The organism is Arthrobacter woluwensis, from assembly GCF_030816155.1.
GTDB classification, from domain to species: domain Bacteria; phylum Actinomycetota; class Actinomycetes; order Actinomycetales; family Micrococcaceae; genus Arthrobacter_E; species Arthrobacter_E woluwensis_A.
Genome location: NZ_JAUSXR010000001.1, coordinates 2680414 through 2699385, shown reverse-complemented (window position 1 = coordinate 2699385; position 18972 = coordinate 2680414). Strand labels below are relative to the sequence as shown.

Annotated in this window: 19 protein-coding genes and 1 tRNA gene; 11 read left to right on the top strand and 9 right to left on the bottom strand. The window is 68.1% G+C overall.

Going from position 1 to position 18972, the window contains the following annotated elements:
• Positions 1–118: 118 nt before the first annotated feature.
• Complete coding sequence (locus QFZ52_RS12330; RefSeq protein WP_066211754.1) at positions 119–610, bottom strand: YajQ family cyclic di-GMP-binding protein; 492 nt, start codon at positions 608–610, stop codon at positions 119–121.
• 193 nt (positions 611–803) lie between these two features.
• Here QFZ52_RS12330 and QFZ52_RS12325 point away from each other — a divergent pair, with 193 nt between their 5' ends.
• A complete protein-coding gene (locus QFZ52_RS12325) occupies positions 804–1106 on the top strand; it encodes a hypothetical protein (protein WP_307497876.1) in 303 nt (100 codons plus the stop codon).
• Between the two features lie 117 nt (positions 1107–1223).
• Positions 1224–1308, top strand: a tRNA-Tyr gene (locus QFZ52_RS12320).
• A 74-nt stretch (positions 1309–1382) separates the two neighbouring features.
• Here QFZ52_RS12320 and QFZ52_RS12315 read toward each other — a convergent pair.
• Positions 1383–2705: an erythromycin esterase family protein gene (locus QFZ52_RS12315; protein WP_307497875.1), complete on the bottom strand. Its 1323-nt coding sequence runs from the start codon at positions 2703–2705 to the stop codon at positions 1383–1385.
• Between the two features lie 64 nt (positions 2706–2769).
• Positions 2770–2979 (bottom strand): hypothetical protein, encoded by a 210-nt coding sequence (locus QFZ52_RS12310; RefSeq protein WP_307497874.1) that lies wholly within the window; start codon positions 2977–2979, stop codon positions 2770–2772.
• A gap of 170 nt (positions 2980–3149) precedes the next feature.
• On the opposite strand from QFZ52_RS12310, the gene QFZ52_RS12305 reads away from it, so the two are divergent.
• Both QFZ52_RS12305 and QFZ52_RS12300 read left to right on the top strand, forming a co-directional pair.
• Positions 3150–3956 carry a N5-glutamine methyltransferase family protein gene (locus QFZ52_RS12305; RefSeq protein ID WP_307497873.1) on the top strand — a complete coding sequence of 269 codons (807 nt, stop codon included), beginning with the start codon at positions 3150–3152 and terminating at the stop codon, positions 3954–3956.
• Between the two features lie 16 nt (positions 3957–3972).
• A complete protein-coding gene (locus tag QFZ52_RS12300) occupies positions 3973–4515 on the top strand; it encodes an acyl-CoA thioesterase (protein ID WP_307497872.1) in 543 nt (180 codons plus the stop codon).
• A 29-nt stretch (positions 4516–4544) separates the two neighbouring features.
• Here QFZ52_RS12300 and QFZ52_RS12295 read toward each other — a convergent pair whose 3' ends face one another.
• From QFZ52_RS12295 to QFZ52_RS12285, 3 genes are read right to left on the bottom strand one after another with little or no spacing between them, the layout of a single operon-like run.
• On the bottom strand, positions 4545–5336 hold the full coding sequence (locus QFZ52_RS12295) for an ABC transporter permease subunit (protein ID WP_307497871.1): 792 nt from the start codon (positions 5334–5336) through the stop codon (positions 4545–4547).
• 1 nt (position 5337) lies between these two features.
• Positions 5338–6360 carry an ABC transporter ATP-binding protein gene (locus tag QFZ52_RS12290; RefSeq protein ID WP_307497870.1) on the bottom strand — a complete coding sequence of 341 codons (1023 nt, stop codon included), beginning with the start codon at positions 6358–6360 and terminating at the stop codon, positions 5338–5340.
• 1 nt (position 6361) lies between these two features.
• A complete protein-coding gene (locus QFZ52_RS12285) occupies positions 6362–7018 on the bottom strand; it encodes a TetR/AcrR family transcriptional regulator (RefSeq protein WP_307497869.1) in 657 nt (218 codons plus the stop codon).
• Positions 7019–7139: 121 nt separating this feature from the next.
• On the opposite strand from QFZ52_RS12285, the gene QFZ52_RS12280 reads away from it, so the two are divergent.
• From QFZ52_RS12280 to QFZ52_RS12265, 4 genes are all read left to right on the top strand, one after another.
• Positions 7140–7526 (top strand): thioredoxin family protein, encoded by a 387-nt coding sequence (locus QFZ52_RS12280; protein ID WP_107004346.1) that lies wholly within the window; start codon positions 7140–7142, stop codon positions 7524–7526.
• 100 nt (positions 7527–7626) lie between these two features.
• Complete coding sequence (locus QFZ52_RS12275; protein WP_307497868.1) at positions 7627–8256, top strand: rhomboid family intramembrane serine protease; 630 nt, start codon at positions 7627–7629, stop codon at positions 8254–8256.
• Positions 8257–8266: 10 nt separating this feature from the next.
• Positions 8267–9952 carry an AMP-binding protein gene (locus QFZ52_RS12270; RefSeq protein ID WP_307497867.1) on the top strand — a complete coding sequence of 562 codons (1686 nt, stop codon included), beginning with the start codon at positions 8267–8269 and terminating at the stop codon, positions 9950–9952.
• Positions 9953–10079: 127 nt separating this feature from the next.
• Positions 10080–11000 (top strand): hypothetical protein, encoded by a 921-nt coding sequence (locus tag QFZ52_RS12265; protein WP_307497866.1) that lies wholly within the window; start codon positions 10080–10082, stop codon positions 10998–11000.
• A 61-nt stretch (positions 11001–11061) separates the two neighbouring features.
• On the opposite strand, the gene QFZ52_RS12260 is transcribed toward QFZ52_RS12265, so the two are convergent.
• Positions 11062–11724: an NADPH-dependent F420 reductase gene (locus QFZ52_RS12260; RefSeq protein ID WP_307497865.1), complete on the bottom strand. Its 663-nt coding sequence runs from the start codon at positions 11722–11724 to the stop codon at positions 11062–11064.
• An 81-nt stretch (positions 11725–11805) separates the two neighbouring features.
• Between QFZ52_RS12260 and QFZ52_RS12255 the strand changes: the two genes are divergently transcribed.
• From QFZ52_RS12255 to QFZ52_RS12245, 3 genes are all read left to right on the top strand, one after another.
• The gene (locus tag QFZ52_RS12255; RefSeq protein WP_307497864.1) at positions 11806–12306 is read left to right on the top strand and encodes a MarR family winged helix-turn-helix transcriptional regulator; all 501 of its coding nucleotides are present in this window, start codon (positions 11806–11808) and stop codon (positions 12304–12306) included.
• Positions 12303–13433 carry an NAD(P)-binding domain-containing protein gene (locus QFZ52_RS12250; protein ID WP_307497863.1) on the top strand — a complete coding sequence of 377 codons (1131 nt, stop codon included), beginning with the start codon at positions 12303–12305 and terminating at the stop codon, positions 13431–13433. The genes QFZ52_RS12255 and QFZ52_RS12250 overlap by 4 nt, the downstream gene beginning before the upstream one ends.
• A 63-nt stretch (positions 13434–13496) precedes the next feature.
• Positions 13497–13790, top strand: a complete 294-nt coding sequence (locus tag QFZ52_RS12245) for a DUF1905 domain-containing protein (RefSeq protein WP_307497862.1) — start codon at positions 13497–13499, stop codon at positions 13788–13790.
• A 20-nt stretch (positions 13791–13810) separates the two neighbouring features.
• On the opposite strand, the gene QFZ52_RS12240 is transcribed toward QFZ52_RS12245, so the two are convergent.
• Together QFZ52_RS12240 and QFZ52_RS12235 are read right to left on the bottom strand one after the other, a co-directional pair.
• Complete coding sequence (locus QFZ52_RS12240) at positions 13811–14818, bottom strand: DNA-3-methyladenine glycosylase family protein (protein WP_307497861.1); 1008 nt, start codon at positions 14816–14818, stop codon at positions 13811–13813.
• A gap of 83 nt (positions 14819–14901) precedes the next feature.
• A complete protein-coding gene (locus QFZ52_RS12235; RefSeq protein ID WP_307497860.1) occupies positions 14902–18933 on the bottom strand; it encodes an error-prone DNA polymerase in 4032 nt (1343 codons plus the stop codon).
• Positions 18934–18972: the final 39 nt, after the last annotated feature.

Sequence of the window (18972 nt, the reverse complement as noted above, 5' to 3'; positions counted from 1 at the left end):
GGCTCCGCGGTCGCTTCCGCGGCGACGTCCGCAGACGACGACGGCGGGCGCCTCCGCGTGGGAGGCGCCCGCCGTCGTCGTGGGCTGGCTCGGTGTGGCGCTGGTGCGCCGGTGCCGGTTAGCTGCGGAAGTTCACGAACTGGAGGTCGACGTCCTCGAAGTTCTTGAGCAGCGCCATGGTGGCCTGCAGGTCATCGCGGGACTTGGAGGTCACGCGCAGCTCGTCGCCCTGGATCTGGGACTTGACGGACTTGGGGGCCTCGTCACGGATGAGCTTGTTGATCTTCTTGGCGATGTCCTGCTCGATGCCTTCCTTGATGGAGGCTTCGATGCGGTACTCCTTGCCGGACGGGAAGGGCTCGCCGGCGTCGAGGGACTTGAGGGAGATGCCGCGCTTGATGAGCTTGGATTCGAAGACGTCCAGGACGGCCTTGACGCGGTCCTCGGAGTTGGCCTTCATGAGGATCTTCTCGCCGCTGAAGTCGATCTCGGCGCCGACGCCCTTGAAGTCGTAGCGCTGGGCGATCTCCTTCTGGGACTGGTTGAGGGCGTTGGCAACCTCTTGCTTGTCTACCTTGCTGACAACGTCGAACGTGGACTCGCCGGCCATGATTCTCCTTAGGCGGTGGGTGGTTTCTTCCTACGAGTTTAAGGCCTGACGCCACGGAACGCGCGGGGAGGCGGGCTCGTGGCTCACAGTTCACTCTCAGCTGATCTCTGGGCGGAACTCATCCGGGCCGGGGAGAGTTGCCTCAGTAGGAACTCCACGGGGGTTCCCGGATTGAATGAAGGCAGGAGAAGTCATGACGGCGGAACCCAAGAAGTATGCGGTCCCGGCCTCGGCCGGCAAGCAGGGCAGCCGGACGGCCAGCGTGATCAAGGGTGCTTCGGCCGCGCTCGCATCCGCAGCGGTGGTGGCCGCGTCCGTGGCCTTCGCCCCGCAGGCCGCACCTCAGGCCCGGGTGAACGGCATCCACGAGGACTTGCAGCGCGCGGTGCAGCTCAAGCAGCTCACGCCCGAGCAGGCCGCGCGTTTCGAGGAGCGCATGAGCCGCACGATCCTGGGGTCCGGCGACGGCTCCGGCGGGGACGAAGACCAGGCCTGATCCGCCGTCCGAAGGGCCTGACGAGGCCCGATTCGATTCTGCGGAGAATCTTCTGTAAAGTTGTCTTGCTTCCACTCGCCGGAAACGTACGGGCGGAAGTGCTTCTACGTGAAGCTCGGCAGATTACCCGAGCGGCCAAAGGGGGCTGACTGTAAATCAGCTGGCACTGCCTACGGGGGTTCGAATCCCTCATCTGCCACCAAAGAAAGGCCCGGAACCACACGGTTCCGGGCCTTTCGTGTTTCCTGGGGGAGGTCGCTTCGACACGGTCGGCCCTTAGCCGATCCCGTGTTCGTCGATCCAGGTGTGCCAGGGACCGATCCGGTCGAGGTGGACGACGGCGTCGAACGAAGCGGCCGCGTCGGAGGGTTCCAGTCCTGGCCCGTTGTGGGTTCCCGTCGTCCGTCTCAGCGCTGATAACGCTGCGGCTGACGTGTCACGGAGATCCACAAAGTAGTCTCCGATCCCGGGTCGCGCCAAGGCCTGATCGAGGCTGCCGTCGAAGGGTGCTCCGAGGTCCGCGACGAACGGGGTGGAGTGGCCGGGACCGTCGTCCGGGCCTGGTCGGTGAAGCCACGCTGTGCCGCCGCCGTACGTGCTCCCGATCGCCACATAGTCGTCGCCCAAGCGATCCGCCAGGTGTTCTCCGAGCATGGTCAAAGGCTCGGTCACGACCGGCGGAGCCGTGTACGGGGTCTTCTTGATGTGGCCGTTGGCCGCGGCGACGAGGATCCGGGGTTCCCGCTCCAGAATCCACTCGACGGTGTCCGCCATGACGACGTCTCTGATGTTCGCTCCCGGCCAGGTCCGTGTGGGTCCGGCCGTCATCGCGGCAAGGAAGGCATCCGTGCCCAGCGCGGTTTCAGCGGCCCGGACCGCGGCCTCCACGCGACCCGGGTCGGCGGTGGCGGAGTAGTCGATCCTGCGGGCCCGCATCCGCTCCACGAAGCCGTGCAGCTGTGCGGTGAGGGCGAAACGATCTGACTCGGGAAGCACGAGGTAAGCCTGGATGCTGGGAGCGGCCTGGGCGAGGCCGGCGCGGTCCGCTGGGAGGTATTCGAAGAAGGGCAGCAGCGTTTTCCGAGAGTGCGCTGCGTACTCGGGATCGACGTCGTCGAGAAGATCCAGCGCTGTCAGCAGGCCGGGGAGTGCGGACGCCCCGGAGTCCGCAAGATCCATGCCGTAGAAGCGGAGGGGCCTGCCGTCGAGGGCATGCTGGCGCATCCAGGCAAGCTGGTCCAGCATCTCCTGGCACTTCCCGAAGTGGTAGGAAATTCCTTCACGCAGTACCTCCCTCACCCGGCCGCCACCATGCTGAATCCAGCGATCCACCCTCAGGCCCTCAGGAAATCCCGATTCCATCACGAGGGCGGTGAATCCGGCATGGCGCGCCAGAAACCGGAAGATCCGATGCCGGATCAAGTAGAACTCGTGGATCCGATGGGTCGACTCACCGAGCGCGACGACGCGGGCGTCGCCGATGATCTCGAGCAAGGGCTCCAGATCGGCGTCATCTTCGGTGTCAGGACTCACTGTCGCAAGACGCCGCGCACTCTGTGTCAGCCAGGCGGTCAGTTCACTTTCGGAATCATGTGCCACGTCCTGAGGCTAACGCGCCGAAGGGCAGGAGGGGCGATGATTCGCGGACGGCGCAGAGACCCTGTCAGTTCTCCAGCGCGTAGCCGTCCAGGTGGTGGACCAGGCGGCGGCCCAGGCCGCCGTCGAGCTGGATCCAGAGGGTCGTGCGGTCGTGCGTCATGCCGTCGACGTGGCCGACGATGCGGTCGCCTCGCTGGTCCGCGAGGGCGATCGGCTGGCCCGACGGGATTTCAGGCCAGAGGTGGTTGATCTCGGTGGTGCCCAGTGCACTCACGGCAGTCTCCTTTGCTGCTTGTTCTCTTCGTAATGACCTTATTTTCCAGGAGATGAATGAATGGCGGGTGAACATCCGCCGTGAATTACCCCCAGGTCGCCTTCGGCTTTCGTCCACATGCGATGCGCACTTCCTTGTGCCGGATCGTCAGATCGCCGAGCATGAATCCCATGAACACCCCGACCCTGGACACCGACGCTCTGGTGCTCCGTCTGCGCACCGCCGGCTGCGTCTTCGCCGAGGAGGAGGCCGCCATCCTGGAGGAGAGTGCGCTGGACGAGGCGCATCTCCTGCGCCTGTGTGAGCGGCGGGAACAGGGCGAGCCGCTGGAGCAGCTCGTCGGCTGGGTGGATTTCGGCGGTCTGCGGCTTTCCGTGGGGCCCGGCGTCTTCATCCCTCGGCAGCGGACCCTCTTCCTGGCCGGGCTGGCACTTGCCGCTGCGCGGGAGCATTCCCACCCTGTAGTGCTGGAGGCTTTCGCCGGAGCGGCTCCTGTGGCCGCCTGGGTGGCGCACCACCTTCCCGGGGCGACGGTTCATGCGAGCGACGCCGACGCCGTCGCGCTGGCACATGCGGAGCGGAACCTCGGTTCCGGGGCCGCGGTGTCGCGGGGGACGGTGCTTTCCGCGGTGCCGCCGCGATTCCTCGGTGCAGTGGACGTCCTGGCCGCTGTCCCGCCCTACGTGCCGGAGGCGGAGGCCGCGTTCATGTCCCGCGAGTCCCGCGAACACGAACCTGGCGCGGCCGTCTACGCCGGACCGGACGGGCTCGACTTCGTCCGGGCCGTGATCACCGAGGCGGGTCCGTGGCTCAGTCCGTCGGGGCGGATTCTGCTGGAGATGAACCGCGAGCAGCTCACCGCAGCGGCCGCTCACGCGGAGGAAGCCGGCTTTGCCGTGGAGCGCCTTGTCGCGGAGGACAGGCACACCGGGGTGCTGTGCCTGTCCCGGTCCGGGTCTTCCCCACTAAGTTACTGACAAGTAACATAAGGGCATGCACCTCATCTTCCGGACCCTCTGGCTGCTGTTCGCCTCGCGTCGCCGTTCACCATTGAGCATCTGGGACACGTCCAGCCTGCCGATGCGTGCCCTGCCGACCGACGTGGACATCGCGGTCCACATCAACAACGGCATGTATTTCTCCCTCATGGATCTGGGCCGTTTCGACCTCATGGTCCGGGCCGGGGTGTGGGAGCGCATGCGCAGGAAGGGGTGGAGCCCCGTGGTCTCCGCCCAGACCATCAGCTACCGCAAGTCGGTCAGGCTGTGGCAGCGGTACACCATCGAATCCCGCATCATCGGTCTGGACGCCAAAGCAATCTACTTCGAACAGCGCATGGTCGCCGACGGCGAGATCTACGCCCGGGCCTACATGGCCACGCGGCTGGTCCACCGGGGACGTCCGGTGAGCAACGAGGAGATCATCGCCGAGGTCGGCCCCGTGCCCGAGGACCTCGTGCTGCCGGAATGGATCCACGAGTGGCGTTCCGACGTCGCACTGCCGGGGTCCCGCACGCCCGCGCCGCATGAGTGGTGACTGACCGCGCGGTCCGGTGAAGGTGCGGCTCAACGGCCGACGTCGCGGGTGCGCAGGACGAGCGCGGCCAGCGCCATCAGTGCGATCGCCCCGCCCCACATCCCGGCGCAGGCGCCCCAGTCGACGCCCTGACTGAACGGGTCGGAACCGAAGAACCAGTGGTACGGCGAGAAGTCCAGGAGCCACTTGGCCGAGTCGCTCTGCTTGCCCACCGCGTTGAAGACGTAACCGAGCACTGCCACGGCCGCGCCGAGGATGAGTCCGTGGACGCGGCGTCCCCGCAGCGCTCCGCCGAGCAGGGCGGCCGCGGCACTCAGTGCCAGAAGGCCGGCGTAGCCAAGAGCCGCGCCCGCGACCGTGCCCAGGTCCAGGTTCAGCTGCGACGGCCCGTTGAGCACCGCAACCGCGCAGTACATGACCAGCACCAGGAACAGCAGCCGGGCCAGGATGGCCAGAGCGCGGCCCGCCACCAGTTGCACCCGGGTCACGCCGTGCGCGAGGGTCAGTTCCAGCAGCCCGGACTCCTCGTCACCGCCGACCGCCGACGCACCCCACGCGATCGTGGCCATGCTGAGCAGGAGGAAGCCGAGCAGCCCGAAAAGCGTCGATTGGGTGTACCCCGGTCCGCTGCCGAGCTGGTCGTAGTTCAGGGTCCTGACCAGCTGGGTGGGCAGCGATTTCAGCAGCTGCTGCATCTGCCCGTTGCCGACCATCGAAGGGAACAGCGGCAGGTAGAGCGCCGCCGCGGCCACCAGGCCCACGGCCCAGGCGAGCGTCGCCCGCCAACTGTCCACCACGCCGCGCGTGAAGATCGCGAACATCTCAGGACTCCTTCCGTGCGTGCCGCTCATGGCGGCCGCCCCGTCGTTCCGCCTCCGGAGGATGCGCGGAGCCTGGATGGGTGCCGTACAACGTCAGCACCGCCTGCTCCAGGTCGGGCTCTTCCAGCACGACGTCGGTGACCGGCAGGGCGGCGAGTGCCGCGAGCAGGGGGCGGACGCCGTCGTGCACGCTCGCCTCCAGTCGTCCGTCCGGGAGGGTGTTCAGGCCGTCGACGCCGGGGACGCCGCGCAGGCGTTCGAGAGCGTCCTCACGCTGCTGGTCGCCGTCTTCGAGGCGGACCCGCAGGGTGCGGACCGCGGTCGCCCGTAGCTCCTCGACGCTCGCGTCCGCGACGATCGACCCGGCGCGGAGGATCGCCACCCGGTCCGCGCTCTGCTGCAGTTCGCTGAGCACGTGCGAACTGAGCAGGACCGAACGGCCGTCCGCGCGGACCTCGGCGATCATCGAGAGGAACTCCTGCTGGAGCAGAGGGTCCAGGCCGCTCGTGGGTTCGTCCAGGATGAGGAGTTCGGGGTCGTGCATGAAAGCCTGGATGAGCCCGAGCTTCTGCTTGTTGCCCTTGGAGAGCTCGCGGACCTGCTTGTCCAGCGGGACGTTGAGCCGTTCGGCCAGTTCCTCGATCCGGCCGTGGCGCACCGGGCCGCTCAGTCGGGCGAAATGCTGAAGGAGCTTGCGGCCCGTGACCCGCGATTCCAGGATCAGTTCGCCCGGGAGGTAGCCGATGCGGCGGCGCAGCTCAGGGCCCGCGTGGCGTGGGTCCTCGCCCAGCACCCGGAGTGACCCACTGCTGGGACGGATGATGTCCACGAGGCACCGGAGCGTGGTGGTCTTGCCGGCGCCGTTCGGCCCGATCAGGCCGAGGACAGTGCCCGGAGGCAGCTCGAAGCTGAGCCCGTGGAGCACCTCGTTCCGGGCGAAGGACTTGTGCAGGGCCTGGACGCTGATGCTGGCTGAACTGGCGCTGTTTGAGACGACGCCGGCTGAACTGGTGCTGGACGACATGTCAGGCCTCCTGAGGTTCGTCGTGGTCCGGGGAGGTGGCCTCCCGGTAGGCCGTGAGGAAGGCGTCGGTGGTGTAGAAGCCGTGGGTGTAGAGCTCCAGGCCCGGTCCGCCGATGCGCTGCATGACGCTCTGCCAGTCGCCTTCCACTCCCAGAGCCTTCGCCGCGATCGGGCCGAAGGCGAGGGAGCCGACGCTGGTGAGGGCGGTGAGGACGGCGACCCCTCGGATGTCGGTGAAGGGCCGGACGGTCCCGTCCTCGATGCCGCTGCAGATCACCGACTCGCTCAGTTCCACCAGGTGCTGGAACAGCGAGGCGCTCGTGGCCGTGCCTTCCAGCAGCGCCTGGCGGAGGTAGTCCATCTCCAGGGTGTAGCCCTCCGGATTGCGGTTGAACTCCGCCATGAGGTGTTTGAGTCCGCCGGGCCGCATCTTGCTGCTCGCCCGTTCGGTGGTGACCCCCAGCACCTGCTCGTCGCAGGCTTCGCGCAGCCCGGCGGCCGAGCCGAAGTGGTGGATGAGCAGACCGGGGCTGACCCCGGCTTCCGTGGCGATGGCACGGAGGCTCGTCTTCGCGAAGCCGTCGCGAGCGTAGAGCCGGATGGCGGTGTCACGGATCCGGGCCTTGGTGGTGAGGTCGTTCTGTGGTGCTGAACGCATGTTTAAGATACTAAACACGTGTTCAATGAAAGGGAAGAGGCGTGGCGGAACCGGTCACGCCCTCAGCGGACAGCACGCCGGCAGGGTGGCCAGGCGCCGCCCGGGTGGATACCGTGGAGACATGGCTACCGTAGACATCACCGGAGAACAGTTCACCGAGACCATTCAGGGCAACGACATCGTGCTGGTGGACTTCTGGGCCGATTGGTGCCGACCCTGCAAGATGTTCGCCCCCAACTACGCCGCCGTTTCGGAGAAGCACCCCGACGTCTTCTTCGCCAAGGTGGACACCGAGACGGAGCAGCAGCTGTCCGCCGAGGCCGGCATCACCTCGATTCCGACGCTCATGGCCTTCCGCGAGCAGGTCCTCGTCTTCTCCCAGCCTGGCGCCATGTCCGCCCCGCAGCTCGAGCAGCTCGTGGAGGCCGTCAAGGGCCTGGACATGACCGAGGTTCACGCTCAGGTCGCCAAGGCCCAGGCCGAAGCCGGCGAGACCGCCGAGGACTGAGCCCACTCTTCCGTGCCGACGGCCCGGTGAGCGCCCCAGCGGGCGCCGCCGGGCCGTCGTCGTCCGCGGGACGGAAAGGACGGCCTTCTAGACTGTCCGCATGAGCCTCATTCCCGAGCAGGACGAGCAGGAGCGGCCCGGCCGGAGCCGCGTCGCGACCGCGGCCGTGACCATCGGCGGGTTCGTCCTGCTGCTCTGGGTCATCGAGCTGGTCGACACCGTGATGGGCCACCGGCTCGATTCCTTCGGGATCAGGCCCTGGAATCCGTCCGGGCTGAGCGGGATCCTGTTCGCGCCGCTGCTGCACCTGGGCTGGGGTCACCTGATCGCGAACACCGGGCCGCTGCTGGTCCTGGGCTTCGTGATCCTGCTGTCCGGAATCGGGGCGTGGCTGCGCGTCACCGCCGTCGTCTGGCTCGTGGGCGGTATCGGCACCTGGCTCACGGGTGGACCTGGATCGCTGCACCTCGGCGCCTCCGGGCTGGTGTTCGGCTGGATCGTCTACCTCGTGCTGCGCGGCGTCTTCACCCGGAGCGTGCTCCAGATCGCGCTGGGGGTCGTCATCCTCCTCGCCTATGGGGCCGTTCTCTGGGGTGTCTTCCCCGGTCAGACCGGGATCTCCTGGCAGGGGCACTTGTTCGGCGCGATCGGCGGAGGGCTGGCGGCCCGCCTCGAAAAGCCGCGGGAGGACGGCCCCGAGGTCTGGTCGCCGACACGTACCAACCAGTAACCTGCCTCACATGGACTCCTACACCGCCGGGGACGCCAGCGTCCCGTTGCTGAACCGGACGATCGGCGACGACTTCGAAACCGTCGTCCAGCGTTTCCCCGAGCGGGAGGCACTCGTGGAGGCGGGACTTCCCGGCCATCCTCCGCGCCGGTGGACGTACCGCGAACTGAACGACGACGTCGACCTCCTGGCACGTGCCCTCCTCGCCGTGGGCATCGGCGTGGGGGAGCGGGTGGGCATCTGGAGTGCCAATTGCGCCGAGTGGACCATCCTCCAGTACGCGACGGCCAAGATCGGCGCCATCCTGGTCAACGTCAATCCCGCGTACCGCACGCACGAGCTCGAATTCGTGGCCCGGCAGAACGGCATGCGGATGCTGGTCCTCGCTCCGGATGACCGGAACAGCGACTACGTGGCCATGGCCCGCGCGGCCGTCGAGCACTGTCCCGAGCTGCAGGAACTCGTCTTCTTGCCCGGCAATACCGAGACCGATCCGCAGCTGAGCCTGCGGGAGGGGGTCCCGCAGAGCCCCGGGGAGTGGAGCTGGGGAGGGCTGCTCGAGGAGGCGGCCGTCGTCGTGCCCGAAGCGCTCGCGGAGCGGATGGCGGGGCTGGACCCGCACGATGCCATCAACATCCAGTACACCTCCGGCACCACGGGGTTCCCGAAGGGCGCCACCCTCACGCACCACAACATCCTCAACAACGGGCACCAGATCGGCGCCCTCCTGAAGTACACCGAGGAGGACAAGGTGGTCATCCCGGTGCCGTTCTACCACTGCTTCGGCATGGTGATCGGGAATCTGAACATCTTCTCCTACGGCGGGACGGCGATCATCCCGTCGCGCACGTTCAACCCGTCGGCGGCGCTGCGGGCGGTGCAGGAGTTCGGGGCGACGTCGCTCTATGGCGTGCCGACGATGTTCATCGCCGAGCTGGCGCTCCCGGACTTCGACTCGTACCGCCTCGAGGCCCTGCGGACCGGCGTCATGGCAGGGTCCCTCTGTCCCATCGAAGTCATGAAGCGCGTGATCGGGGAGATGCACATGAAGGACGTGGCCATCTGTTACGGCATGACCGAGACCTCGCCCGTCTCGACCATGACCCGCGAAGGCGACACCCTGGCGCAGCGCACCGAGTCGGTGGGCCGGACGATGCCGCACTGCGAAAGCCGGATCATCGACCCGCTGAGCGGCGCGGTGGTACCGCGGGGTGAGATCGGCGAGCTGTGCACCCGCGGTTACGTCGTGATGAAGGGCTACTGGGATCAGCCGGACAAGACCGCTGAGGCCATCGACGCCGAGGGCTGGATGCACACCGGGGACCTGGCCCGGATGGACCAGGACGGCTACGTGCTGGTGGAGGGCCGCATCAAGGACCTCGTGATCCGGGGCGGGGAGAACATCTATCCCCGGGAGATCGAGGAGTTCCTGTACCAGCACCCGGACGTTCAGGACGTCCAGGTGATCGGTGTTCCGGACGAGAAGTACGGCGAGGAACTCATGGCCTGCATCATCCTGAAGCCCGGGGCGCCTGAACTGACCGTGGAAGGCCTCCGCGAATACTGTGCTGGACGGCTGGCGCATTACAAGATCCCGCGGTACCTGGAACTGCGCGAGAGTTTCCCCATGACCGTCTCGGGCAAGATCCGGAAAGTCGAGATGCGGGAGGAAGCAGTGAAGAGGATGGGGCTGTAGGGCTTCTTCGCGAATGCGGGGTCACTTGATGCCGGCTCCGCCCCCTTCGGGTGGCATTAACTGACCCCGCATCGGGAGCCTGTGGATATCGTCAGCGGGCCGCGGAACTTTGGGCCAAGCTGGGAGCATGACCAAGCCGAAACCGCTCCCGGAAGGGCTTCGGGCCCGGCCTTTCACGGTGTACGAGTCCCGGGACATGGGTGTCTCTCCGGGGCGGCTGCGTGCGAAGGATCTCGAAACGGCAGGTCGGCTGATCCGAGTGCCGAGCGGTGTGCTTCCCGACCTCCGGGAGCGGAGCAGGGTCCTGGCGAAAGCGACGCCGACCGCGTGGGTCTCACATCAGACGGCCGCACTGTTGAGCGGGCTGGGTTTGCCTTCGTGGCTGGCGGACGAGACGCAGGTGCACCTGAGTAAACCGCATGGTCTGCCGCGGGTACGTCGGGACGGTGTGGTGGGGCATCGCGTCCGGGTCTTCCCTGGAGAAGTCGAAGAATTCGACGGCATCCCGATGTCCACTCCTCTCAGGACATGGCTCGATCTCGCGCATACCCTTCCGCTGCCCTATCTCATCGCGATGGGGGACCAGCTGATCCGGATTCCGCGGGAGCGATTCGAGGGCCGGGCGGATCCGTACGCGTCACCGTCGGACGTTGCCGCGATCATCCGGAATCATCGCAAGATGAAGGGTGTCCGGAAGGCTTCGCTGGCCCTGGAGCAGATGCGGATCGGTGCTGATTCGCTCCCTGAGACCTTTCTCCGGCTCGCGATGGTCGACGCCGGGCTGCCCGAGCCGGAACTTCAGATCCGGGTGGACCCAGCCGACCCGTGGTCACCTCCAGCGGATCTCGGCTACCGGGAGTTTCGGCTGGCCATTCAATATGAGGGGGCGCACCACAGAAGCCGGTTCCAGCAGAGCCGGGACAATCGACGAGATGAGGCCTTCGTCAACGCCGGTTGGCTCTACTTCAAGGTGAATGCGGACGACCTCGCGGAAGGTTTCGTCGGGGCGATCGAACGGATCAGGCATGGACTTCGCAGGGCAGCATGAATGCGGGGTCACTTGATGCCGGTTGTCAGGTCGAGGGGCGACATCATGTGACCCCGCAATGCTAGGCGGCGGCGGATTCGACTCCGATGAGCTCGCGGAGTTCGTCCGCCTCCACGTTCGCCCCGAAGGCGGGATTTCCGGGCTCGAGGCGGGCGCTCGCGGCGAGCGGGGTCAGGATCACGGGGTCGAAGCCGAGGGCGTCGACCAGCGCGGCGACCGCGTCCAGATCCGATTCCAGGTCGCCTGCGACGGCGATCGCCTTCCGTCCGGGAGCGCCCGCCGGCCGCGCGCCTTCGTCCAGGTCGTGGTAACCCATGTGGTTGAAGGCCTTCAGCACGCGGGACTCGGGCAGGAAATCCTGGACGATCTCGCTGGTGGACGTCACGGGGTTCCGGAGATCGTCGCGCAGGCCGTCCGTCTCCCACCAGTAGTTCATCGCGTCGATCACCGGCTTCCCGCGGAGCTCCTCCACCGGAAGGCTCTGGTATTTGCCCAGAGGGAGGGCGAGAATCGCCACATCCGCTTGCCGGGCCGCCTCCTCCGGGCGCACCGCGACGGCGCCGGGGGCCAGGACGGCGGTGATGAGGGAGATCTTGGCGGGGTCGCCGGAACCCGAGATCAAGACCTTGTAGCCCGCGGCGACGGCCAGCCGCGCCAGGACCGTGCCCACTTTTCCGGCGCCGAGGATGCCGAGGGTGAGGGGGTTCTCCTGCTGTGCCGTCATGGCCGGGTGCCTTCCGCTGCTGAATGAATTGACATGTCAATAATCCGCTCCTACAGTTGACATGTCAATTCGGGAGGAATCATGGCCCACATCCAGCACCGCCCCGGCCCTGCCCGGGACCACCTGCCCACGCGGGAGGAACTGCGCATCTGGCGGAACTACCTGGAGACCGCCGAGGCACTGCAGGCCCGGCTCGCGGCGCGCTTTCTGAGCGAGACCGCCCTGTCCGCGGGCGACTATCAGGTGCTCCTGGCGCTGAGCGAGGCGAAGCGGAACACCCTGCGCTCCTCAGAACTCGCGGACCTGGTCGGCTGGGAACGCAGCCGCCTCTCACACCACCTGGGCCGGATGGAGAAACGCGGGCTCATCAGCAGGAACACCTGCACCGATGAGGCGAGGGGCATCGACGTCCGCGCCACGGACCACGGCCTGGAGACCTTCCGGGCGGCCTCCGTCCCCCATCTGAAGGCGGTGCACGAGCTGTTCCTCGAGGCCTTCACACCCGAGGAGCTCGTGGACGTCGACCGGGTGAGCCACGCCCTGCGCCGGAATCTCGGCCTCGACCAGGACGGACGGAAGTGAGCGGCGCCGCAGCGGCGGAGGGCGTCCGGCGCGCCGCCGTCGTCGTCATCGGGGCAGGGCAGGCAGGCCTCTCCGCCGGTCATCATCTGCGGCGCAGCGGCTTCGTCAGCGCGCTCACGGATCCGGACGCGGAGCGCGGCTTCGTGATCCTCGACGCCGAGGAGCGGCCGGGCGGCGCGTGGCAGCACCGTTGGTCGTCGCTCACCATGGCGACCGTCAACAACATCTTCGATCTGCCCGGACTCCGGCAGCCCTCGGTCGATCCGGGCACGCCCAGCAGGACCGCGGTCCCGGCCTACTTCACCGCGTTCGAAGAGGCCGAGAAACTCCCGATCCTCAGGCCGGTCACGGTGCATTCCGTGTCCCGCGCGGATGACGATCCGGACGGCGAGCTCCTGATCGAGACCAGCGCCGGCCGGTGGATCGCGCGTGCGGTGATCAACGCGAGCGGCACCTGGACCAACCCCGTCCTGCCCGACTACCCGGGACGGGAGACGTTCCTGGGACGACAGCTCCACACCAAGGACTATGTCTCCCTGGACGAGTTCGCGGGGCTCCGCGTGGCCGTGGTGGGCGGCGGGATCTCGGCCGTGCAGCAGCTGGAGGAGATCTCGCGGGTCGCCACGGTCCGCTGGTACACCCGGCGCGAACCGGTGTTCCGCGACGCGGGATTCAGTCCCGAAGTCGAAGGACGAGAGACCATCGAGAAGGTCACTGCCGACGCCGAGGCCGGAAACCCGACCGGCAGCATCGTCTCCTACACACAGCTCGCCTGGACCCCCTACGCTCGTGCGGCCAAGGCTCGCGGAGCGCTGGAACGCCGGCCGATGTTCAGGGCGATCGAGCCCTACGGCGTGCGGGAGGCGGACGGTTCCTTCACCGGGGTGGACGTGATTCTCTGGGCCACCGGATTTCGACCGGCTCTGGCGCATCTGGAGCCGCTCGCGCTGCGCAATGAGCGCGGCGGAATCGAGGTCCGGGGCACCCAGGTGGCGGCCGACCCGCGGGTGCATCTGATCGGTTTCGGCCCGTCGCAGTCGACTGTCGGAGCCAATCGCGCCGGACGGGATGCCGTGGCGGGGATCGTCCGACTGCTGGACCGCGAACGGGTCGCCGCCGAGGGCTGACGCCACTCCTCAGGAGGCGTACCGTGGCAGGAGGGCAGGCTTTCAGCGCGGGGAGGAACCCGAATGGCCGACGCGACACAGCCGGGACCACTGGACGTGACGTTCACCGCCACGCTCGTGACGAGTCCCGCCAAGGGCGGCTGGACCTATGTGCAGATGGACGGCTCGGCGGAGTTCTTCGGAACCCGCGGGCTGGTCCGGGTCACGGGAACCGTCGACGGGGAGCCGTTCGAAAGCTCCTTCATGGCCCTCGGCGACGGCACCCACAAGCTTCCGATCAGTGCGGCGCTGCGGCGACGGAGCGGCAAGACCACGGGCGACGAGGTGACGGTCCACCTGACCGAGCGGCGGGCCTGAGCGGGTTCGGCTTCGGGGCCTCAGTGGCCTCGGTGGTCCTGAATCGTCATCTTCGGACCGTAACGCGGCGCCCGGACGCCTGCTGCGTAGAGCATCCGGACGACCCGTTGCCGCTGCCCCTCCCACGGGGCGAGCAGGCGCAGCATCCCGGCGTCGTCCGTCCGTTCGCCGGTCAGCGCGAAGCCCACGAACTTGGCCAGGTGGAAATCGCCCACGGAGATCGCATCGGGATCGGCGTGGGTGCGCTGGGTGACTTCGGCCGCGGTCCACACCCCGATGCCCGGGATGCTCTGGAGGCCAGCGGCGGCCTCGGTGGCGCTCTTGTCCACCAGCCGTTCGAGGCCCGACGCCGAGCGCAGTGCCCGTAGGACCGTCGCCGAGCGCTGGGGGCCGACTCCGGCGCGGTGCCACTCCCAGGACGGCACGCGCAGCCATTGGGCGGACGACGGCGCCACCAGCAGCCCGGCGGGCGCGAACCGGCCCGCGCCCGGGGCCGGTGAGCCGAAGCGGCGCACCAGGTAACGGTAGCCCCGGCGGGCTTCGAGTGTGGTGACCTTCTGTTCGAGGATCGTGGGCACGAGCGACTCGACGATCCTCCCCGTGGCCGGTGCCCGCAGACCGGGGTTCCGGCGTCGGGCCTCCCGGACCAGTGAGGGCAGGGAGGTGTGGAAGGGGTCGGCGTCGAAGGCGGCCCAGTCATCGGTGAGGCCGAGGAGGGCCGGAGCGGACGCGACGGCGTGCACGGCGCCTTCGCCCCAGGCCCGGACCCGCAATTCGTCCCGGTGATGGGTGAGCAGGAGGGAGACGGTGCCTTCCGGGGTGCGGAAGGCCGTCCAGAGTCCGCCCGGATGCGGGGCGAAGGTGGGGTCGCCGTCGCCCCGTCGCAACGGGAAGCACGTGGCCGCGAGCGAGTAGTGAGCCGGCGCCTCCCAGACCCCTTCCGCGTCAGGCGCCGCGGAGACCGTGACCGGGCGCGCGACAGGAGCCGTGGCGCCGGAGGCGCGGGAGGTGGGGAGCACGGAGGTCACGGGAGCATCATGTCACGGGACACTGGACGCTTCCTTTCGCCGAGTCGTTTCATGGGCTCCCCTCATCGCCGCTCGGTGCGCGCTCATCGGAAGTCCCTCGAGGTGGTCTTGGCCCGCAGCGGGAGCGCCTCAAGGCGGTCCGCCACCAGATTGATGACGCCCTCCTTGCTGCGCTCCATCAGGCCCCGCACCACCATGGCCTTGGCGGTCTGCGCGACGCGGCGATAGCGGGTCCACACCCCGACGCTGCACACCACGTTGAGAATCCCGGTCTCGTCCTCGAGATTCATGAAGGTGATGCCCTGCGCGGTCTGAGGCCTCTGCCGGTGGGTCACGAGCCCCGCGACCTCCACCCGGGTGCCGTCCTCCGCGCTGCGCAGGGCCGTGATCCGCAGGACTCCGCGCGCGTCGAGGGGACCCCGGGCGTGCCGGACCGGATGGTCGTCCGTGGCGATGCCGGTGGCCCACAGCTCGTACGCCACGGCTTCCTCGTCACCCAGTTCGGGCAGGAGGGGTGGCTGGATGTAGGGCTGCGTGCCGGGGAGCTGGCCTGGCCGTTCGAGAGCGGCCGAGCCTGCTTGCCAGAGGGCCTCACGCCGGCTGAGCCCCAGGGATTCGAAGGCTCCGGCCGAGGCGAGTGCTTCGAGCTGTTCGGCGGTGAGGCCGGTCCGCCGGGAGAGATCCGTCAGACCGAGGAAGGGGCCGTTCTGCTCACGTTCGGCCACGATGCGTTCAGCAAGGTCCTTCCCGATGCTCGTGACGCTCGCGATGCCCAGCCGGACGGCATGGGAACCGTCGCGGCGGTGTGCCGCGCCCTCGTCCGGGGCCTCCGGATCGAAAGGACCGGCCTTGGGATGGAAATCGTTGAGACAGGAATCGAGCCCGCCGGGTGGGGTGAAGGGCCTCTGGGTGGGACGCGTAGGCCCCGCACTGTCCTGGAGGGCGCTGTGTTGCCGGGTGGTGCTGTCTTGCTGGAGGGTGCTGTGTTGCCGGAACCCGGTGCCGGCCTGGAACCCGGCGTCTTGCCGGTGGGCGGCTGCGGGGCGTCCGGCTGCGGCGTGCCGGCCCGCAGTGCGATCGGCTGTATCGCGTCCGGCCGTGCCGTGTCCGGCGTCGGTGAGCTCTTCGCCGTCCTCCGGCTCGCCGTCGTCGGGTTCCAGACAGGCTTCCGCCCGGGAGCGCAGGATGTCCGGCCTCAGTACCCGCACCCCATGGCGACGGGCATCGGCCACCAGCGTCTGCGGCGAGTAGAAGCCCATGGGCTGGGCCCGCAGGAGGGCCGCCAGGAACGCCCCGGGGTAGTGCAGCTTGAGCCAGGAACTCGCGTAGACGAGCAGCGCGAAGCTCAGAGAGTGCGATTCCGCGAAACCGAAGTTGGCGAACGCCTTGATCTGCAGATAGATGGTCTGAGCTTCCTCGGGGCCCAGCCCGTTCTCCGCCATGCCGGCGAAGAGCTTCTGCTTCAGGCTGTCGATCTTCTCAATTCCGCGTTTGGAACCCATGGCCCGGCGCAGGAGATCGGCGTCCTCGGCACTGCACCCGCCGATCGCCATGGCCATCTGCATGAGCTGCTCCTGGAACAAGGGAACGCCGAGGGTCCGTTTGAGGACCGGCTCGAGGAGAGGATGCGGGTAGGTTTCTTTCTCTTCCCCGGAGCGGCGGCGGATGTAAGGATGGACGGCGCCACCCTGGATGGGACCGGGCCGGATGAGCGCGATCTCCACCACCAGGTCATAGAACTCCCGTGGGCGCAGGCGGGGGAGCGTGCTCATCTGCGCCCGGGACTCCACCTGGAAGACCCCCACCGAATCGGCCCGGCAGAGCATGTCGTAAACGGCGGGCTCTTCCTTCGGCAGATCGGCCAGGGTCCAGCGCTCGCCGAAGTTCTCCTCGACCAGGTCGAAGCAGTACTGGAGCGCCGCGAGCATCCCCAGGCCCAGGAGGTCGAACTTGACGAGCCCCATCCACTCGCAATCGTCCTTGTCCCATTGCAGAACCGTGCGGTTCTCCATGCGCGCGTGTTCGATCGGCACCACTTCCCCCACGGGGCGCTCGGTCAGGACCATGCCGCCCGAGTGGATGCCGAGGTGCCGCGGATAGCCGAGCAGCTGCTCCGCGAGGGCGAGGACGGGTTCCGGAATGACGGCGTCGTCCGTCGTTTCTCCGGAGGACGCTGAGGAATCGGAGGGCCGCGTCCCCTTCGCCGCGGCCTGGTCCCGGGCTGCCGGATTCCGGGCTGCCGGGTCCCGGCTCGCGTCGCCCCGGCCTACCTTGCCCCGGCCTGCGGCGTTCCGGTGTGAAGTGTCCGGAGCGGCGTCGTCCGGGCCCGCGGTGGATTCCCGCGCCTCCGAGAGGGCATCCCAGCGGTTCAGCTGCTTGGACCAGGCGTCCTGCTGGCCCTGGCTGTAGCCGAAGGCCTTCGCCACATCCCGCACGGCGTTCTTGGGCCGGTAGCTGATGACGTTCGCCACCTGTGCCGCATTGGCCCGCCCGTAGGTGGCGTAGACGTGCTGAATGACCTCTTCGCGCCGATCCGAGTCGAAATCGACGTCGATGTCCGGTTCCTCTTCCCGCAGGCTCGAAAGAAAGCGTTCGAACGGCAGACGGTACTGGATGCTGTCCACGGCCGTGATGCCGAGGAAGTAACAGGCGGCGGAATTCGCGGCGGAACCCCGACCCTGGCAGAGGATGCCGCGGCTCTTTGCGAACTGGGTGATCTCGCGAACGATCAGGAAATAGCCCGGGAAGTCCTTCTTCTCGATCACCGCCAGCTCCTGCTCGACCCGCGCCCGTACCTCCTCCACAGGTGCGGGGCCATGCCACCCAGGCCCGGGAGTGCCATACCGCTCCGTGATGCCCTGCTCCACCAGCTCGCGCAGATACGACATGGGGGTGTGTCCCTCGGGGACGTCCTGTTTCGGGAGCTTCGGACGTGCCGAGCGGAGGGAGAAGGACAGCTGGTCGGCCAGCAGGACGGTGTTCTCCACCGCGCCCGGATACCGCGCGAAGCGCCGGGCCATCTCGGCCCCGCTTCTCAGATGGGCCCCGTCGCTCGCGGGGAGCCAGCCGTCCATCTCATCGAGGCTCCGTCGTGCCCGCACCGCGGCGAGGGCCGTGGCCAGCGGGTGGCGGGACGGCTCCGCGAAATGCACCGCGTTCGTGGCGACGCAGGGCAGGCCCAGCCGGTCGGCGATCGCGGCGAGGGCGTCATTGTGTGCGTTGTCGAGAGGGTTGCCGTGATCGAAGAGCTCGACGGCGACGCCCTCCGGCCCGAACCGCTCGACAAGGCGGCGCACGGCGTGTTCGGCGGCGGCTTCGGGGCTGCGGAACCCGCCGTCCGCACCGGCTCCTGCGAGGGCACGCCGGACGGCACCCTTACGGCAGCCCGTGAGCACCACGGCGTGTCCACGGAGTCGCACGGCGAGGTCGTCGAGGTCGAAGACGGGGCGCCCTTTCTCCGCACCGTCGGCGAGCTGGGCCTGCGTGATGGCCCCGGCCAGACGGTGGTAGCCCTCCTCGCCCCGGGCCAGCACCAGGAGGTGTTCGCCCTCGGGGTCGGCCACCCCGTTCTGCGGGGCACTCAGACCGAGGGAAAGCTCCGCGCCGAAGATGGTTTTGAGCCCATAGGCTTCGGCGGCCTCGGCCAGACGGACCACCCCGTAGAAGCCGTCATGGTCGGTGATGGCCAGGGCGTGCAGGCCCAGCTTCACGGCTTCCTCCACGAGTTCCTCCGGGGAGGAAGCGCCGTCCAGAAAGCTGTAGTGGGAATGTGCATGGAGTTCGGCGTACGGAATGGTGGCACTGGTTCCGGCCGCCGTCGTGCGTCCGCTTTCGCCGGAGGATTCCGGATCTGCGCTGGGGAGTGGGGTGCTGGGGGACGAGGCGGTGAGGGGCGAAGTGCTGGCTTCGGCAGGGTCCGCTCCGGACTCTTCGGTGGCTGCGGCGAGCAGCTGAGGGAGAGGGATGTACGGACCTCGTTTGTGGGACCACGCGGGGCTGTCCCCGCCGTCACGCTCGATCGGAGCCCGCCCGGCGTCAGTGCGCTTGGCCTTCCGTTTCCCGGCACGCTGGACCTCGGTGCCGTCGAGGATGTCATGGAGCTGTTGCCATGGCATGGAGGGGTTGTTCCAGCCCACCGTCTTCTCCTTTCCGCT

Bases quoted from the DNA above. Each gene is read 5' to 3' on its own strand.
- QFZ52_RS12330 (WP_066211754.1), bottom strand. From the start codon at position 610: ATGGCCGGCGAGTCCACGTTCGACGTTGTCAGCAAGGTAGACAAGCAA.
- QFZ52_RS12325 (WP_307497876.1), top strand. From the start codon at position 804: ATGACGGCGGAACCCAAGAAGTATGCGGTCCCGGCCTCGGCCGGCAAG.
- QFZ52_RS12305 (WP_307497873.1), top strand. From the start codon at position 3,150: ATGAACACCCCGACCCTGGACACCGACGCTCTGGTGCTCCGTCTGCGC.
- QFZ52_RS12300 (WP_307497872.1), top strand. From the start codon at position 3,973: ATGCACCTCATCTTCCGGACCCTCTGGCTGCTGTTCGCCTCGCGTCGC.
- QFZ52_RS12295 (WP_307497871.1), bottom strand. From the start codon at position 5,336: ATGTTCGCGATCTTCACGCGCGGCGTGGTGGACAGTTGGCGGGCGACG.
- QFZ52_RS12290 (WP_307497870.1), bottom strand. From the start codon at position 6,360: ATGTCGTCCAGCACCAGTTCAGCCGGCGTCGTCTCAAACAGCGCCAGT.
- QFZ52_RS12285 (WP_307497869.1), bottom strand. From the start codon at position 7,018: ATGCGTTCAGCACCACAGAACGACCTCACCACCAAGGCCCGGATCCGT.
- QFZ52_RS12280 (WP_107004346.1), top strand. From the start codon at position 7,140: ATGGCTACCGTAGACATCACCGGAGAACAGTTCACCGAGACCATTCAG.
- QFZ52_RS12275 (WP_307497868.1), top strand. From the start codon at position 7,627: ATGAGCCTCATTCCCGAGCAGGACGAGCAGGAGCGGCCCGGCCGGAGC.
- QFZ52_RS12270 (WP_307497867.1), top strand. From the start codon at position 8,267: ATGGACTCCTACACCGCCGGGGACGCCAGCGTCCCGTTGCTGAACCGG.
- QFZ52_RS12265 (WP_307497866.1), top strand. From the start codon at position 10,080: ATGACCAAGCCGAAACCGCTCCCGGAAGGGCTTCGGGCCCGGCCTTTC.
- QFZ52_RS12260 (WP_307497865.1), bottom strand. From the start codon at position 11,724: ATGACGGCACAGCAGGAGAACCCCCTCACCCTCGGCATCCTCGGCGCC.
- QFZ52_RS12255 (WP_307497864.1), top strand. From the start codon at position 11,806: ATGGCCCACATCCAGCACCGCCCCGGCCCTGCCCGGGACCACCTGCCC.
- QFZ52_RS12245 (WP_307497862.1), top strand. From the start codon at position 13,497: ATGGCCGACGCGACACAGCCGGGACCACTGGACGTGACGTTCACCGCC.
- QFZ52_RS12235 (WP_307497860.1), bottom strand. From the start codon at position 18,933: ATGCCATGGCAACAGCTCCATGACATCCTCGACGGCACCGAGGTCCAG.